Source organism: Peribacillus deserti, from assembly GCF_002863585.1.
Classification (GTDB): Bacteria; Bacillota; Bacilli; order Bacillales; family DSM-1321; genus Paraperibacillus; species Paraperibacillus deserti_A.
The window spans coordinates 54,978-71,312 of sequence record NZ_PGUY01000048.1 but is presented as its reverse complement, the minus strand read 5'-3'; the positions used below and the strand labels follow the sequence as shown (position 1 = coordinate 71,312).

The 16,335-nt window shown below is 41.7% G+C and carries 12 protein-coding genes, 1 pseudogene and 2 riboswitches; of the genes and pseudogenes, 8 read left to right on the top strand and 5 right to left on the bottom strand.

All coding sequences use genetic code 11. The features are described 5' to 3' along the window. Window positions 1-252 precede the first annotated feature (252 nt). Together CUU66_RS15915 and CUU66_RS15905 are read right to left on the bottom strand one after the other, a co-directional pair. Window positions 253-2,001 (bottom strand): B12-binding domain-containing radical SAM protein, encoded by a 1,749-nt coding sequence (locus CUU66_RS15915; protein WP_101643904.1) that lies wholly within the window; start codon window positions 1,999-2,001, stop codon window positions 253-255. A gap of 1,268 nt (window positions 2,002-3,269) precedes the next feature. Continuing rightward, window positions 3,270-4,322, bottom strand: coding sequence for an acyltransferase family protein (locus tag CUU66_RS15905; protein WP_101643900.1), 1,053 nt, complete (start codon window positions 4,320-4,322; stop codon window positions 3,270-3,272). Window positions 4,323-4,610: 288 nt separating this feature from the next. On the opposite strand from CUU66_RS15905, the gene CUU66_RS15900 reads away from it, so the two are divergent. The 3 genes from CUU66_RS15900 (at window position 4,611) to CUU66_RS15890 (ending at window position 7,296) form a co-directional block, all read left to right on the top strand. Further along, window positions 4,611-6,029: a PAS domain-containing protein gene (locus tag CUU66_RS15900; RefSeq protein WP_101643898.1), complete on the top strand. Its 1,419-nt coding sequence runs from the start codon at window positions 4,611-4,613 to the stop codon at window positions 6,027-6,029. 68 nt (window positions 6,030-6,097) lie between these two features. Beyond that, a complete protein-coding gene (locus CUU66_RS15895) occupies window positions 6,098-6,796 on the top strand; it encodes an ATP-binding protein (RefSeq protein WP_101643895.1) in 699 nt (232 codons plus the stop codon). A 2-nt stretch (window positions 6,797-6,798) separates the two neighbouring features. Continuing rightward, window positions 6,799-7,296 carry a methylated-DNA--[protein]-cysteine S-methyltransferase gene (locus tag CUU66_RS15890; RefSeq protein WP_101643892.1) on the top strand — a complete coding sequence of 166 codons (498 nt, stop codon included), beginning with the start codon at window positions 6,799-6,801 and terminating at the stop codon, window positions 7,294-7,296. Window positions 7,297-7,489: 193 nt separating this feature from the next. Here the strand turns inward: CUU66_RS15890 and mtnA are convergent, their stop codons facing one another. The 3 genes and pseudogenes from mtnA to CUU66_RS15875 all read right to left on the bottom strand — a co-directional run bounded on the left by mtnA (window position 7,490) and on the right by CUU66_RS15875 (window position 10,922). Then, window positions 7,490-8,539, bottom strand: a complete 1,050-nt coding sequence (gene mtnA, locus CUU66_RS15885) for an S-methyl-5-thioribose-1-phosphate isomerase (RefSeq protein ID WP_101643890.1) — start codon at window positions 8,537-8,539, stop codon at window positions 7,490-7,492. Between the two features lie 11 nt (window positions 8,540-8,550). After that, window positions 8,551-9,756 carry an S-methyl-5-thioribose kinase gene (gene mtnK / locus CUU66_RS15880; protein WP_101643887.1) on the bottom strand — a complete coding sequence of 402 codons (1,206 nt, stop codon included), beginning with the start codon at window positions 9,754-9,756 and terminating at the stop codon, window positions 8,551-8,553. 153 nt (window positions 9,757-9,909) lie between these two features. Then, window positions 9,910-10,056: riboswitch (SAM riboswitch) on the bottom strand. A 90-nt stretch (window positions 10,057-10,146) separates the two neighbouring features. Continuing rightward, window positions 10,147-10,922 (bottom strand): annotated as a pseudogene (locus CUU66_RS15875) (carbon-nitrogen family hydrolase). A 113-nt stretch (window positions 10,923-11,035) separates the two neighbouring features. On the opposite strand from CUU66_RS15875, the gene CUU66_RS15870 reads away from it, so the two are divergent. The 5 genes from CUU66_RS15870 to CUU66_RS15850 all read left to right on the top strand — a co-directional run bounded on the left by CUU66_RS15870 (window position 11,036) and on the right by CUU66_RS15850 (window position 15,877). Next, a complete protein-coding gene (locus CUU66_RS15870; protein WP_101643885.1) occupies window positions 11,036-12,208 on the top strand; it encodes a pyridoxal phosphate-dependent aminotransferase in 1,173 nt (390 codons plus the stop codon). Window positions 12,209-12,384: 176 nt separating this feature from the next. Continuing rightward, window positions 12,385-12,535: riboswitch (SAM riboswitch) on the top strand. Between the two features lie 258 nt (window positions 12,536-12,793). Next, window positions 12,794-14,035 carry a 2,3-diketo-5-methylthiopentyl-1-phosphate enolase gene (mtnW, locus tag CUU66_RS15865; protein ID WP_101643883.1) on the top strand — a complete coding sequence of 414 codons (1,242 nt, stop codon included), beginning with the start codon at window positions 12,794-12,796 and terminating at the stop codon, window positions 14,033-14,035. Continuing rightward, entirely contained in the window at window positions 14,032-14,691 is a 660-nt protein-coding gene (locus CUU66_RS15860) for a 2-hydroxy-3-keto-5-methylthiopentenyl-1-phosphate phosphatase (RefSeq protein WP_101643881.1), read from the top strand. Before mtnW ends, CUU66_RS15860 begins: the two co-directional genes overlap by 4 nt. Then, the gene (locus CUU66_RS15855) at window positions 14,691-15,332 is read left to right on the top strand and encodes a methylthioribulose 1-phosphate dehydratase (RefSeq protein WP_101643879.1); all 642 of its coding nucleotides are present in this window, start codon (window positions 14,691-14,693) and stop codon (window positions 15,330-15,332) included. The genes CUU66_RS15860 and CUU66_RS15855 overlap by 1 nt, the downstream gene beginning before the upstream one ends. An 11-nt stretch (window positions 15,333-15,343) precedes the next feature. Then, window positions 15,344-15,877: a cupin domain-containing protein gene (locus CUU66_RS15850; RefSeq protein WP_101643877.1), complete on the top strand. Its 534-nt coding sequence runs from the start codon at window positions 15,344-15,346 to the stop codon at window positions 15,875-15,877. Window positions 15,878-16,335: the final 458 nt, after the last annotated feature.

Genomic DNA, 16,335 nt, shown 5'->3' with positions numbered 1-16,335 from the left:
ATACAATGTGGCTTAGCAAAGGTACTCTGATAATATATGTACCGTAATACAGCCTTTCCGGTATGTTTAGGTAATGTCACCTGGAGGGGCGGGGCGCTATAAATAAAATTTGCTTTCTCTTAAAACTTTGATATTTAGGAAGTCAATTACAGATTTCACTTTTTAGGAATAAACTTGGTTGTCAGAATTTTGGAGGCCTATGCTGGATTAAAAGAACCCCCTTGAAAAATCAAGAGGGTTGGCTGTTTCTTATTAACTTGCATTTTCCTCTAAACCTTGTTCGGATAGAGTGAAAAGTCTTGCTCCTTCACCGGATGGCTGGAAATACGTAATTAATATGGTTGTGGATTCTATCCCGGTATGGAGATCCAATGAAACTCTTTCGATCATCGTATGCTTATGAAGGTCTTTCTCGCTTAGTGATAACTGAACAAAGTCATTACCCAGCAGTTTAGGATTGTCAGCAATTGCCTTATAGATGGAAGAGCGGTCTTCTTTTGAGAGGCTGGTTTCCCACCAAGGCTTTCTTGGCTTGTACTTGTGGCTGGCTAAATAGTCATACTTCATAAGGCTTTCGATTACATCATGATTTATATTTTCTTTGGAATGTAGAAATTCAGCAAGTCTCCTGAACAAATCCTCCAGCTGGTGACCGATGCGTGACCAGCCTTTACTTTCCCAGAACTCCCCGAATTCTTGAAAGAAATCGAAAGGCGAAGGAAAAGCGTGTGACACTAGATATTCAACGGTATGATCCATCCGATGATCATTCCAGTATTTTTCAAGCACATCTTCCACTTGTTTTATCCGGACGATATCATCGAAGCTTAGAATATTGTTACCGAGAATCTCGTACGGCGATTGATCCATGAAAATGTAGCCGTGCTTTTCTGCACTTAGCCTTAGTCCTGTTCCTCTCAACATTTTCAAGAAACCAAGCTGCAATTCTTCAGGTCTCAATGCAAAAACATCATTAAAGGTCTTTTTAAACGTGTTATAATCCTCTTCCGGCAGCCCTGCAATTAAGTCAAGGTGCTGATCGATTTTCCTGCCATCTCTCACCATGTTGACCGTGCGGGTCAGCTTTTCCCAATTCTGCTTTCTCATGACCAATTCATTGGTCGGATCATTGGTGGACTGAACACCAATCTCAAACCTGAACAAACCTTTAGGTGCGTTTTGGTTAAGGAACTCAATAACTTCCGGCCGCATAATATCGCCAGTTATTTCAAATTGGAATACCGTTCCAGGCAGATGCTCATCGATTAAAAACTGGAACATTTCAAGCGCATAGCTCCGGCTGATATTAAAGGTCCGGTCAACAAACTTAATGGTCTTTGCTCCGTTTTTCATTAAATATCTGATATCATCCTTGATTTTTTCCCTGTCAAAATACCGTACTCCTACTTCTATGGAAGACAGGCAGAACTGGCAGCTGAACGGACAGCCCCGGCTTGTTTCTACATAGACAACCCTTTTTGCTAAATGGGGCACGTCTTCCTCGAATCGGAAGGGGGATGGCAGTTCCCGAAGATCCAGCTTGGATGCCTGCGGCTGAATCTTGTTTTTTTCAGCAGCACGATAGGCAATACCGGGGACTGTAGAATAATCCTTCTTTCCATGCAGTTCTTGAAGCAGTTTTTTAAACGTAGCTTCCCCTTCTCCTATCACAATAAAATCTGCTTCTGGAATCCTATCCAGCCACTCATTTGTGTCATACGTTACTTCAGGGCCGCCCAAAATGATGATAAGCTCCGGTTTAATTTTCTTTAAAATAGAAATTACCTTTATAGTTTCTTCGATATTCCATATATAACAACTGAAGCCAATAATGTCGGGATCTTTATTATACAAATCAGAAACGATATTAATAGTAGGATCTTTGATTGTATACTCACAAATATCAACCTTGAACTCGGGCGCCGCATAAGCTTTTAAGTAGCGGATGGAAAGACTCGTGTGTATATATTTTGCATTTAAAGTAGTACAAATAATATTCATGTGCGCTGCGCTGTATAAAAACGCATGACACTCCTCTCAAATATAATAGATAAACTAACTTCTAATTATACCATCTTAGGAAAAGGTCTATACCTAATCATTAAAATATTTTTTTATCTTTGACTATGTTAAATAGTTGATTTTATGTTGGTTCGAGCGAATCCTGCGGAAAAAAATAGTGCCCTTACAAAGCAATCCACAGGATAGCCGAAAAAAGGTGAGGCTGCCAACACTTTCAGCTAAACGCCGGAAAACGCATTGATTCCAGTGTTAAGGTTAAACTTTTAAAAAGGAGAACTGTCTTTTTCCGGATGCCCGAGGGAAAAAGGCAGGAAGATGGAGTGGCTACAGAATGATAAAAAAGTATGTAAACATCCCACTTATCATTTAAGCAATGACTCTCATCCTATTACGGTACTTTTCCGGCAGAATGATAGCCTTTATCCCGAAAGATGAACTCAGAGAGATTGGAAAATAGTGGATACAGTCTATGGGGTCAGCGATATTCTGAAGAAGGTATTAAAAAGCTGGGAAGCAAGGGGAATGAGGCTGTAAAGATCGATGAGAGCTTAAGAAAAGTCCTTCATTCAATAATGAAGACCCTTTTTCAGCTTGAGAGCTCAAGAAAAGTCCTTCATTCGGGTAATGAAGACCCTTTTTCAGCTTGAGAGCTCAAGAAAAGTCCTTCATTCAGGTAATGAAGACCCTTTTTCAACTTGAGAGCTCAAGAAAAGTCCTTCATTCAAGTAATGAAGACCTTTTTTTAGCTTGAGAGCTTAATAAAAGTCCTTCATTCAGGAAATGAAGACCCTTTTTCAGCTTGAGAGCTCAAGAAAAGTCCTTCATTCAGGAAATGAAGACCCTTTTTCAGCTTGAGAGCTTAATAAAAGTCCTTCATTCAGGAAATGAAGACCCTTTTTCAGCTTGAGAGCTCAAGAAAAGTCCTTCATTCAGGTAATAAAGCACCCTTATCAACTTAAGGAGCTGCTGGACCTGAGGAAAGAAACCTTTTATAAAGGAACCTTAAGAATTGAAGACTTTCTAACAGATATCATGGAAATCGTTAGGCAAATAAATCATATAGGGAAATTCAGGTGAGCGGTGAAGGACATGATTTCTGGGTTGACCCTGAAAGTGGATTTACAAGGGATGAGCAAGATTCGTTAATTAAATTCCTGCTCTCAATCACCAGGCCTAAGGAATGAGTTAAATTACTGATATGGACATAAGTAAAAAAGCGTCTTAAAGGTATAAGACGCTTTACTCTATTATTGCTGGATTGATTTTCTCAGCTGGTTTTTAAATAACTGAAGGTATATTTTTATCTTGATGGTAAGCTGTTTAAGTCTGGTTGTTTTTAATTCAATTACTGGCTGTGCCATGGAAGCGATGAAATCACTGGAAAGCATGATAGTCAGGATCAGGGAGATTCCGGCAAGCATGATGAAGTTCTCAGTATCGGTAAACAGGCTGTGAACTTCGCTCGCTTTGAAAAACTTGATGAAAAAGCCGTGCAGCAGGTATACATAGAGAGTTTGTTTTCCCCAGTTTGTGAAAAAATACTTTTTATTGGGAACAAACGAGAAGAAGCTGAGCACCATCATCAAGCTGAGACCGTATAATCCGAGTCTCTTAAACATGGAGAAGATGCTGGTTTCTTCGAGCTGGGCATAAGGCTTTGAACCGAGCAGCCATTTATAGTCCATGTCCTTGTTGACATAAAACCAGATAAATACTGCGGTAAAAGTGAGTGCAGATATAATTCTTGCACGATTGGTCATGAGTTTCCTTATATCCTCTTTTCCCAGGTGGTATCCAAGTAAAAATATGGGGAAGAACACCATTGTTCTGGATAAGCTTAAGAAATTAGAAATTTCATTGATATATCCCGCGGCAAGTGCAATCCCTAATGCTGCACCAAGGCCAGTCCAGCGGTTAAGCTTGGCGAATAAGGGAAGCATCAGATTCCAGCAGAATAAACTGATTAAGAACCATAGCGCCCATTGCGGATCCAGGAGATTAAAAGTAATTTCCGCTTTGTTATATAAATAATAGTAATAGACCGTATATATGATCTGGAAAAACAGATAGGGCAGAATTAATTTTTTCGCGAGTTTTCCGGCATAGCCTTTTTCATAGATACCTTTTGCAAAAAATCCGGATACTAAAATAAATCCGGGCATGTGGAACGTATAGATGACTTTATAAATGGTGTAGATGATTTCATTTTGTTCTATATAAGTCCGCAGCAGATGACCAAACACTACAAAGACCATTAAAATGAATTTAGCGTTATCGAAGAAGTAATCGCGCTGTTTCATAGCTTCCTCCAAGTTAGGGTTTTTGGAATTTTTCTTTTTTCTATACCCGCAATAAAATGAAAAAAACGTTAGATTAAAATTTGGCAGGTATTTTCTAAATGCGTCCTAAAACTATATTCTCCTATCTTTTAGCTGTTTTTTAAAGGAGTCTATCGAAATTAGTTACAATTTCCTGTTTTTCAGTAAATCTATAGGATTTTTGTAAAACGATGTAGAACTAGTACATTTAGAGTGTTAAGTATATTTACCAGGGGTCCTGCTACTTCGATTTTTTGGAGGTGTTTTTTTATGTCCGATACTCTTCAGACAGACGCTCTACAAGAATGTCAATCTGAACTAAGTTCGTTAAGACAACAGATTAAAATGTATTATGACTTTTTTGGCGTCATTTCTGATGCTCTTATAATAGTAAATAAAGAAAATAAAATCGTGTATGCGAATAATCTTGCATGCAGTCTGCTTAAGCTGCGGGAGAAAGAACTGTATCATCTTTTTCTTGATAAATTTCTCCAGCTGGTTCCAAAAGAAATACTAGATTATCAGACTAATATGCTTTATAAAGATGGGGTATTTTCAGATGAATGGACGATCAAGCTTGCTGATGGCACAATAAAATATGTAGAATATGTGGCCACACTTGATCAGCTTGAGGAAAAGCGGATTTATCGGATTAAGGATATAACCTCTCTGAAAAGAAAAGAACAAGAACGGAATGTTTCCGTCCAGATGTTTGCGGATCTGCTGAATCTAGCTGTAGATAATATCGTCATCTATAATAAAGAGGGAATAATCGTGGATGTGAATCCTTCTTTTTGCCGTACCGTAGGGGTGTCAAAAGAACATGTAGCCGGTAAGAATATTGATGAGTTTGTGTCTCCCCGTTATATGGAACAATGGCTTGAAGGAAAAGCTAAAGTGGATCAAGAGGGCTCAGTAAAAGGGGAAGTTGTGTTTACTCACAGCAAGGGGTATACACATTATGAATATACAACAAGCACGAATATGCTTAATGGACTGTATATGAGCATTATGAGGGATGTAACCGAAAAACTGATTATAGAAAATCAATTAAAGAAAAGTGAAAGGAATTTCACCGAGCTGTTTGAACAGACACTGGACGCGATTGTGTTTTGGAACAAGGAAGGAGAAATTATCCATGTTAACCAATCGGCGGCTAAAATCTTTGAAACTGACAAAAAGGATTTAATAGGTCTAAGACTAACGGATTTTGTGCTTACGAAGGATGCCCGGTATTATTACCTGGTAAATGAACTGTATGAAAATAAGGCGATCAGGGCCGAGATGTTCTTTCTGATGCCAAATGGACAGCGGAAGCTATTGGAATTTACTTCGAGGATGCATGACGAGGATCATCACATTATCACGATCTTCCGGAATGTCAGCGAAAAGTATCAAATGGAACTGCAGCTGCGCAAAAGCGAGCAGAAGTTCAGAAAGGTATTCGAGGATTCCATCGACGGGCTGATCCTGTGGGACAGTTCCGGTAATATTGCTGATATTAATGAATCAGGCATGAAGATTTTGGGGATACCGCGAAAATTATCCACCCATACTGTGTATGATTTAATTAATCTCGATCCTGAGAATGCCAGGAATTTTGAGGATTATTTGAAAGAGCTAGATCAAAATGAATTCAGCAGTTCGATCATTCCGATACATTTAAAGACGGAACGGTTAAGCATGTAGAATTTTCAACACGAATCAATACGGGGCTCAGCCTAACTTTGTTCAGGGATGTCACGGAGCGGCTTGAAATGCAGGAGCAGCTCAGAAAATCCGATACACTGAATGTTGTAGGGGAGCTTGCTGCTGGCATTGCCCATGAAATCAGGAATCCCATGACTGCGCTGAAGGGCTTTATCCAGCTGCTTGAAGGCAGCATACAGGAGGATTTTTCTACTTACTTCCGGGTGATCACTTCGGAGCTGCAAAGAATAGAAACCATTATTACTGAATTTCTCGTCCTGGCGAAACCGCAGGCAGTGAAGTTTCTACAGAAGGACATTAATGTTATTTTAAAGGATACAATTGAGCTGTTAACAGCTCAGTCTCTCATGCAGAATATCCAATTTGAGACAGATTATAATAGTGGGATCGAAAATATCTATTGTGAAGGCAATCAATTAAAACAGGTTTTTATAAATATTATAAAAAATGCTATAGAAGTGATGCCGGCGGGCGGTACAATCAAGGTCAAAACGGATCGGTATAAGGATAAGTTTGTCGGCATTTCGATCAGCGACCAGGGACAGGGCATTCCGGAAGAGAAAATAAAAAAGCTTGGAGAACCTTTTTACACGACAAAAGAAAGAGGTACCGGTCTTGGACTTATGGTAAGCTATAAAATTATTGAAGAACATAAGGGTTGGATAGATGTTGAAAGCAAGGTGGGGTCAGGTACGACCTTCCACATCTTCCTCCCGCTGGATGGACGCCGGGAAGGGAGCCTATAGAAGTGTATTACTGGAGATCATATCATCACCCGTTAATCGGTGATCTATATTTATTAGGAACAGAGTCGGAGTTATTGGGGATTTTTCTTGGCGAAGAGCTTTTTAATAAAGCGAGCCATAAATTTTCGCCTGAATGTAAAAAGGACTTGAGCCTGTTTGAACAGGTATGTGCTGACCTGGACCGTTTTTTCATAGGCGAGGATATACGGTTTGATGTACCCTTGCAGATTGAAGGTACTGCCTTCCAAAAAGAAGTGTGGGAATTTATGCGGACCATACCTTATGGTGAAACGAGGTCCTACAGCGAGGCGGCCCTGGCCATTGGAAGACCTAAAGCTGTCCGGGCGGTAGGGCAGGCCAGCCGGGTAAATCCGTTCCCAATCATCATCCCGTGCCACCGGATCATCGGGAAGAATGGAACTTTGACCGGTTATGCAGGCAGTAAGACAGATTTAAAGAAAAATCTTTTAGATCTTGAAGGGGAAGCTCCCTTTAAATGAAGGCTAAGAAGCCTGCACCGCTTTCCGCTTTTCTATTTAGGGAGACCCTGCAGTCGTATTATATAGAGGAGACTTGCAGACCGCCCGCTTAAAGCGGTGATTTTGGCGGGAATCATCAGACTAATTATAAGAGCTTACATGGAAAAAACGGTCTACACGAATATCCAAAGGATTCAGTGTAAACCGTTTTTTTTTAATGTGCAATATATTTACCGATATTCTCTTTATAATCAGGATAGATGATTCCCTTTTCTGTAATGATGGCTGTTATTAATTCATTCGGGGTTACATCGAAAGCCGGATTGAAAACGGCAACATCTTCAGGAGCAACTCTGATGCCTCCAACGTGAGTGATTTCTTCTGCATTCCTTTCCTCGATTGGAATATGATCTCCCGAATCCAATGTTAAATCAAAGGTGCTTGATGGAGCGGCCACGTAAAAGGGAATTCCAAAATGCTTGGCCAGAACCGCAAGGCCGAATGTACCGATTTTATTGGCCGTGTCCCCATTAGCAGCAATACGGTCAGCCCCGACAATGATGGCGTTAACCCCTTTTGTTCTTATGGTGTGTGCTGCCATGCTGTCGGTGATTAATGTTACATCCACGCCTGCCTCCATTAATTCCCAAGCTGTCAGTCTTGATCCCTGAAGTACAGGCCGGGTTTCACAGGCAAACACCTTTAGATGAATATTTTTTTCAATGGATAAATGAAAGGGAGCCAAGGCAGTGCCATAACGGGCCGTTGCGATTCCGCCTGCATTGCAGATGGTCATTACCCGGCTGCCGGGCTTGAATAAGGAAAGCCCGTACTCGCCGATCTGGCGGCAGGTCTCTTCATCTTCTAAATAGATTTTTAATGCCTCATGGACAAGATCTGTTTTAGCCTCGTTCACTGTAGTCGACCCAGATAGGGCAGATTCCATCCTATTTAGCGCCCAGAACAGGTTTACAGCGGTGGGTCTTGAAGAAGCGAGATATGTGATCGCCTCTTTTACCTTAGCTGCAAAGGAGGGAAAGAATTCATCTTCTAAGGCATTTGCAGCCAGGGCAACACCAAATGCAGCTGTGATCCCGATAGCAGGAGCACCTCTCACTTTTAGGGTGACGATACTGTCAAACACATCCTCAAGTGTATGGAGTTCCAAAAATTCAGTTTTTAAAGGAAGTTCCTGCTGATTTAAAATCGTAATGTGTGATTCATTCCATTGTATGGAATACGGAATTGTCGTTACTTTTTGCATGATGTCTCTCCTTAAGACAAGCTGGCTGCAAGTAATGAATCTTTAACAATCGTTTCTAATGATTCAATTCTTGCTTCCTGCTGTCTGTTGATGATTAATGCTCTGCCAAGCTGAAGAGCAGTCCTCTTTGCATGGATACGTTCAGCTTCATGCGCAATGCTGTCTAAGTCTTTCACATGGGCAAGTCCGATGGTCCGCCTGATTAATTCACATCCGGCAAAACCAAGAGAATCAGTAAAAGTTTTTTCAAGGATATATTCCAAATACCCTTGCGTCTTACAATAGACCTCTTTGCCCTCTTCCTTCCATAGTCTGGAAAATTCATCTTCGAAGGTTTCCCAAACCTCTTTAAGATGCGCATATATGTTTTCCCTTGAGCTGCCTTTTCTTGATATCACCTGGAATATCAAATTAGCAAGATATTGACCTAAATCAAAACCAGCCGGACCATAAAAAGCGAATTCAGGATCAATAACCTTTGTTTCTTCTGCACTGGCAAATATGCTTCCGGTATGAAGATCTCCGTGCAGAAGGACCTCTTGTTCGGTCATGAAGCTTTTCTTAAGCTTAGCTGCTTCAAGCTTCAGTTTTTCATCAGCCCATAAAGTTTCTGCGTCTTGACGAAGCGCGCTTTCAAAATCATTTGTTTCCGCATCAAAAAAGGGATCTGAAAAAACAAGGTCTTCTGTGATTTTGCACAATTCCGGATTTGTAAACTGCTTCGCAAAATCTTTCTTTTTGCCTGGCTCGAGAAAAAAGTCCGATGTATAGAAAAACGTTTTGGCTAGATATTGGCCGATATGTTTGGACAATAGAGGATATTCTTCTTCTTCAATAAGGCCAGTCCTGGCTATTTTTAAGTGAGAAAGATCCTCCATCACCGTGATAGCCAGCTGTTCATCTGAATAGTAAACCTTTGGTACCAATTCCGGGCAGAAGCTTCCAAAAATCTTTAAGGCATTCGCTTCTATAACAGCACGCTTCAATGTCAATGGCCAGCTTTCGCCTACAACCTTAGCGTATGGCAGGGCCTGCTTGATAATGATCCCTTTCCCAGTCCCAGCATCTACAATGTGGAATACATAATTTAAGTTGCCGTCACCAATTTCACTGCAGGTGAGGGCGCTGTTTTCCGGAAATAATCCTAATCTATTCACAAGGGCAATCGCAGTACTTGAATTTAACGGTTCGTATATTTGCTGAATCTTTTCTCCCATGTTTAACTACCTCCTGGATATAGTGCAGGTCCAGGATGACCTGCCATTCTAATAGGCTTGGACTCTGGAACCTCACAAAATGAAAAACTATAACGCAGAAACATAGAAAAGCCTCTTTCTCACAAGAAAGAGGCTGGAAGATTGGCTTCGCACCTCTTATCTGTCAGAAAATAATTTCTGCAGGAATTAGCACCGTGCCTTAAGAGTAACAGGCGAATAAATCGCCCCATTTCACAATGGTATTACGGTCGGTTGCTGGGCTTCATCGGGCCTAATCCCTCAGCCTGCTCTTGATAAGAGTTATTAAAATTGATTTTTCAGTTATTGCTCGTTGTGAATCATACCAATTTTGAAAATATTTTGTCAACCCGATTTATAAAAAAAGATGATTTATTTGTAAAATTCAGTCCTTCGATCCTGAAACACTGGAATGAGCTTTCGCACTTCCTCCACTTTGTCTAAAAGAATTTCACCCATTAGAATTTCCTCATGTTCTCCGGCTTCTGACCCCACGGGTCAATGATCAGGGAATGGCCGGCAAATTCATTACTGGGATCCGAACCGGACCGGTTGACTCCCACTACATATGCTTGATTCTCAATAGCCCGGCTGACTAACAGGCTTCTCCAATGAGCAAGTCTGGGTTTTGGCCATTCCGCAGTGACAAAAATGACTTTTGCCCCTTTTGAGGTATGAGTGCGGATCCATTCCGGGAACCGGATATCGTAGCAGATAAATCCTGCACAAAGCTCATTGTCTAATGTGAAGAATCCATCTTTATTTCCGGGCTGGAGAAAATGGTGCTCATCCATCAGCTGAAATAAGTGGAGCTTGTCATATTGCTTTACCTCTTCGCCATTTTTATCGATGATTAAAAGAGTGTTAAACACGCCGCTGTCCGTTTTATTCGCTACGGAACCTCCAATGATATGAAACCCATGGGTTTTTGCGCATTTTTTTAAAAAAGCAAGTGTTTCCCCGGCATGCGGATCTGCAATTTCATCAAGCCTGGTTAAATCATAACCAGTTGTCCATAGCTCGGGCAGAATGACAATGTCCGGGGAATCTTGGGCAGTTTTCTCTAACAGTGTCTGCGCTTTCTTATAATTTGCCTCAGGCTTACCAAATGATATATCCATCTGAATACAAGCTATTTTCCATTTCATTTCCTACACCTCTATCTTAATCTGCAAATTTTACAGTTTATCTTTACTTTCTAACTTTAACGATATATCATTTGTGATTAGATTTTCAAGAAATTTCAGAGAAGGTGAATTTTATGATTCAATTTGAAAAGTCCGAATTGTTAAAAGCACTTCCTAAACAATTTTTTGCTTCACTGGTAGAAAAAGTAGGGGCAATTACAGCGGAAGGACATGACGTGATTAATTTAGGCCAGGGAAATCCCGATCAGCCTACGCCAAAACATATCGTACAGAAACTTCAGGAGGCTGCTGAAAACCCTGTAAACCATAAATATTCACCATTCAAAGGCTATTCATACCTGAAAGAAGCAGCCGCAGCCTATTACAAGCGGGAACATGGAGTAGATATCGATCCAAAAACAGAAGTGGCCATTCTTTTTGGGGGGAAGGCCGGGCTTGTAGAATTGCCGCAATGCCTTCTTAACCCAGGCGATTCTATTCTTGTGCCAGATCCCGGCTATCCGGATTATTGGTCTGGAGTTGCAATGGCAGGAGCTAAAATGGATTATATGCCTCTGCTGGAAGAAAACGATTTTCTTCCAGATTACAAGTCGCTTTCGGAGGATGTTTTAGAAAAAGCCAAGTTAATGTTTTTGAATTATCCAAATAATCCTACAGGAGCGGTTGCTACTCAGGAATTTTTTGATGAAACGATCCGCTTGGCCAAGAAGCATTCGATTTGTGTGGTCCATGATTTTGCCTATGGGGCAATTGGATTTGAGGGGAGACCGGTAAGCTTTTTACAGTCTGATGGGGCCAAGGATGTAGGAATCGAGATTTATACTCTTTCAAAAACGTATAACATGGCAGGCTGGAGGGTAGGCTTCGCTGTCGGCAACCCAAGCGTGATTGAGGCGATTGAGCTTATACAGGACCATATGTATGTAAGCCTGTTTCCTGCTGTACAGGAAGCGGCAGCAGCAGCGCTCCTTGAGTCTCAGGATTGTGTAGAACAGCTGGTCGATACCTATGAATCGCGAAGAAGGGTATTAATTGACGGGCTTAATGAAATTGGCTGGGAAGTTACAGCCCCGAAAGGTTCCTTTTTTGCATGGCTGAAGGTTCCCCAAGGGTATACCTCTGAAGCGTTTGCGGATTATCTCCTCGAGCATGCGCATGTCGCTGTAGCACCAGGCATTGGGTTTGGCACATATGGGGAAGGCTATGTGCGGACAGGACTGCTGACTACAGAGGAAAGGCTCCGTGAAGCAGTGGACCGGATTAACCAATTAAATCTTTTTAAATAAGGTTGAGGGAACTATGGATGCATGGTTAACCGAGCCGTCCTCGAGTTTCTCGAAAACTCGAACAATTCTCAGTTTATAAAAATTTCAATTGACATCATCAAGAATAACTGGCATAATCCTAATTAATTTGATTCAAACTTTTAAATTATGTAATTGTTAAAATACAAATATGCATATTCTTATTGTGAGCAGGTGGAGGGGACTAGCCCTATGAAGCCCGGCAACCGACCGTAATTCCATTGTGAAATGGGGCGATAATTTTCGCCGGAATGACATTCCTTAAGGCACGGTGCTAAATCTGGCAGCTAAAAAGCTGAGAGATAAGAAGATGGTGTCTGCCAAGCCTCTTCTTATGAAGAGGCTTATTTGTATGCTGGTATTGTAAAGTCCATGTTGATTTCCTCACGGGGTGAACGGTACGAAATACGCGGGATTGCCTTTTTAGAAAAAGCAGGTCAAGGGAGAACCTACAGGCGCTAACGCCGGAAGCTCCCAAAAACTGCCATTGTAAGGCGAGTGTTGCAGAAAAAAACCAACAGGCAAGTTAACAGAGCTTTTATGCAAGGTTTAAGGAGAGATTTTTGAATGGGTGAAGTAATCGCTGCATATTTGGTGCATGATGCCAAAGGGAATTTTGAAAAGAAAGCAGAAGGCATAGCCTTAGGCTTAACTGTAGGGACCTGGACAGATATGCCAGTTCTTGAGCAGGAGCAGCTAAGAAAGCATAAAGGCAGAGTCGTTTCCATTGAAGCTCTGGAAGATTCAGAGAAAACGAATCTCTATTTCGGTAAAAAAATGGGCCGTGCCCTGATAAAAATAGCATATCCAGCTTTGAATTTTTCGAGTGATTTTCCTGCGGTCCTGACCACGATCTTTGGAAAATTATCGCTCGATGGAGAAATAAAGCTTGTAGATCTTGAGCTGAAGGGGGAGCTGAGAACTGCATTCCCTGGTCCGCGCTTTGGGATAGACGGAATCCGCGGCCAGTTAGATGTGTATAACCGGCCTCTTGTTATGAGCATCTTTAAAGGAGTGCTAGGGAGGAATCTTGAGTTTCTTGAACACCAGCTGAAAGAGCAGGCATTGGGTGGAGTGGATGTCATAAAAGATGATGAAATTCTTTTCGATAATCCATTAACTCCATTTGACGAAAGAATTAAGCTGAGCCGGAAGATATTAAAGGCAGTATATGAGGAGACCGGCCACAGAACGCTTTATGCGGTGAATCTATCAGGAAGAACGTTTGATTTATTAGAAAAAGCAAAACGGGCGGCTGAAGCTGGTGCCGATGCATTGCTATTCAATGTCCATTCCTATGGACTGGATGTTCTCCAGGGTTTAAGAGAACATGTTGACTTGCCGATCATGGCCCATCCCGCTTTCAGCGGGGGATTGACTGCTTCTTCCTTCTATGGGGTGTCAAATGCCCTGCTTCTAGGAAAATTAGTGCGCTATGCTGGTGCAGATTTCTCATTATTCCCTTCACCATATGGGAATGTGGCCATTCCAAGGGAGGAAGCTCTAGCTATTGGTGAAAATTTGACTGGTCACGAGACGGAATGGAAAACAAGTTTTCCTGTACCTTCTGCAGGGATTCACCCTGGCATGGTGCCTGATTTAGTGGCGGACTTTGGTATGGAAAGTATCATCAACGCCGGTGGAGGGGTCCATGGTCATCCAGACGGTGCCAGAGGCGGAGGCAAAGCATTCCGCCAGGCTGTCGATGCTGTGCTTCAAGGCAGGGATCTTGAGAGTTATGCCAGAGAACACAGTGAACTAGAGAAAGCTCTTCAGCTCTGGGGAGGTGCACCTTCGGGATCAAAATGAAGCCAATAATCTTTTGTGACTTTGACGGAACCATAACAGATTCAGATAACATCATAGCACTCATGAAAGCATACGGACCTCAAGGATGGGATCGTCTGAAGGAACAGGTGCTTCAAAAAGAAATCAGTATTTCAGAAGGCGTAGGAAAGATGTTCTCTCTTTTAGAGAGCGGACTGAAACAGGATATCATCGACTTTGTGGTCAGGGAAGCAAAGATACGGCCTGGATTCAAAGAGTTTGTCGACTTCACGAAGGAACAGCAGATACCCTTTTACGTAGTGAGCGGAGGAATCGACTTCTTTGTCGAGCCAATGTTAAAGAAGTATGTCTCCATGGAGTCAGTGTATTGCAATCATGGAAATTTCAACGGTGAATTTATACAGATTGAATGGCCTCATTCTTGTGATGAGCACTGTGAGAACGGATGTGGCTGCTGCAAACCTTCAATAATGAGAAAACTTGCAGATGACTCCAATTTTCAAATTGTAATTGGGGATTCCATTACCGATCTAGAAGCAGCAAAAAAAGCAGATCTTGTTTTAGCAAGGGATTTCCTAATAGAAAAGTGTAAAGAAGAAGGCATTCCTTATCAGCCCTTTACAACATTTTATGATTGCATAAACATTCTTAAAAAAGAGCTGGGGGTTATGGTCTGATGGATTATAAAGAAAAGTGGGAGGAACTGGCTGATATTAAGGATGAACTGGCTGCAAGGGACTGGTTTATGGGTACAAGCGGAAATCTTTCGATACGTGTATCGAAGGACCGCTTCCTCGTAACAGCAAGCGGCAAGGACAAAAGAAAAAGAACCAGTGAAGACTTCCTGCTTGTTGACGAAAATGGCCAGGCTGCAGAAGAAACCGGCTTAAAGCCATCTGCTGAAACTCTTCTTCATACAGCCATATATAACCGTACATCGGCAGGCTGCATTCTGCATGTACATACAGCCGAAAATAACGTTATTTCGGAGCTATACGGAGACAGAGGAGAAATCATTTTTAGAGGACAGGAGCTCATTAAGGCTTTTGGCAAATGGGAAGAAGATGCTGAGTTGAAAATGCCGATCATTTATAACCATGCCCATATCCCCAAGCTGGCTGAGGAATTTTCTCAGCATATTGAAGGGAATGCGGGCGCTGTCTTGATCAGAAACCATGGTATTACAGTCTGGGGAAAGTCCGGTTTTGAAGCGAAAAAACTTCTCGAAGCATCAGAATTTCTGTTCCGCTACGAGCTGCTGCTTCACCAAAGCCGTGCTGCCCATACTTTACATCAAAATATAAAACTCACAAATTAGGAGGAATTAAAATGGCAACAATTACGATTCATGGATCAAACGAGCAAATTGAAAACCGCGAAAGTGTTATTGAATTTCTAGACAACCAGCGTGTCATTTATGAAGAATGGGATATTAATAAACTTCCCGAAAACCTAAGAGAGAAGTTTGCTCTAAGCGATGATGAAAAAAATCAAATCCTTGAAAGCTTTAAAGAAGAAATAGCTGATATTTCAGCGCGCCGCGGCTACCAGGCTCAGGATGTCATTTCTTTGTCTGATTCCACACCAAACCTTGACCAGCTTTTGACTAACTTCAAGCAGGAGCACCATCACTCTGACGACGAAGTACGCTTCATTGTAAGCGGACATGGAATTTTTGCAATCGAAGGCACAGACGGCGTCTGGTTCGACGTGAACTTAAATCCTGGAGACCTAATAAGTGTCCCTGTTAATACCCGCCACTATTTCACCCTGCAGGAGGACCGCAAAGTAGTGGCCGTCAGAATCTTCGTAACAAGCGAAGGCTGGGTACCAATTTACGACAAAGAGCAGCTGCAGGCATAAAAGGTGGAGAACGGTGCCTTTCAATAAAGAAGTTGATATTAAGAACCATGAGCCTCTAAATTCTTAAAAAGAAGAGATAAGGGGAAAGGCAGACACCTGAAAGGCATAAGAAAAGCGGTGATAAAAGGCCGGTTTTGCCTTTTACCAGCGATTGGCTTATGACCGAAGGTGTCAGTTCGGAGCTGGATTACATAAAAAGCGGAGAACGGTGCCTTTTGTGTAAAGGCTCTTATTTCGCACAATGAGGTCTGGTGCGTATTTTCGGTTTTAAATAATAATTCTGCAGACCAAAAAAGGGATGGCCGGACAGGTCATCCCCTTAGTTTGTGAGGAAAATTAGTTTCATACATGATAGGGAAACTGTTTCTTTTCTTATTAAGACAGTTTGATGACCTGAACAAGTTAAATATTGTATTCCTCTTCCTGTTGAACCATAATGCTTCCGCACGACTGAAAAA

What these genes read in the sequence shown, in the direction of transcription:
- CUU66_RS15905 (WP_101643900.1), bottom strand. Translation starts at nt 4,322, where the DNA reads ATGAAACAGCGCGATTACTTCTTCGATAACGCTAAATTCATTTTAATG.
- mtnA (WP_101643890.1), bottom strand. Translation starts at nt 8,539, where the DNA reads ATGCAAAAAGTAACGACAATTCCGTATTCCATACAATGGAATGAATCA.
- CUU66_RS15895 (WP_101643895.1), top strand. Translation starts at nt 6,098, where the DNA reads ATGCAGGAGCAGCTCAGAAAATCCGATACACTGAATGTTGTAGGGGAG.
- CUU66_RS15900 (WP_101643898.1), top strand. Translation starts at nt 4,611, where the DNA reads ATGTCCGATACTCTTCAGACAGACGCTCTACAAGAATGTCAATCTGAA.
- mtnW (WP_101643883.1), top strand. Translation starts at nt 12,794, where the DNA reads ATGGGTGAAGTAATCGCTGCATATTTGGTGCATGATGCCAAAGGGAAT.
- mtnK (WP_101643887.1), bottom strand. Translation starts at nt 9,756, where the DNA reads ATGGGAGAAAAGATTCAGCAAATATACGAACCGTTAAATTCAAGTACT.
- CUU66_RS15870 (WP_101643885.1), top strand. Translation starts at nt 11,036, where the DNA reads ATGATTCAATTTGAAAAGTCCGAATTGTTAAAAGCACTTCCTAAACAA.
- CUU66_RS15860 (WP_101643881.1), top strand. Translation starts at nt 14,032, where the DNA reads ATGAAGCCAATAATCTTTTGTGACTTTGACGGAACCATAACAGATTCA.
- CUU66_RS15915 (WP_101643904.1), bottom strand. Translation starts at nt 2,001, where the DNA reads ATGAATATTATTTGTACTACTTTAAATGCAAAATATATACACACGAGT.
- CUU66_RS15855 (WP_101643879.1), top strand. Translation starts at nt 14,691, where the DNA reads ATGGATTATAAAGAAAAGTGGGAGGAACTGGCTGATATTAAGGATGAA.
- CUU66_RS15850 (WP_101643877.1), top strand. Translation starts at nt 15,344, where the DNA reads ATGGCAACAATTACGATTCATGGATCAAACGAGCAAATTGAAAACCGC.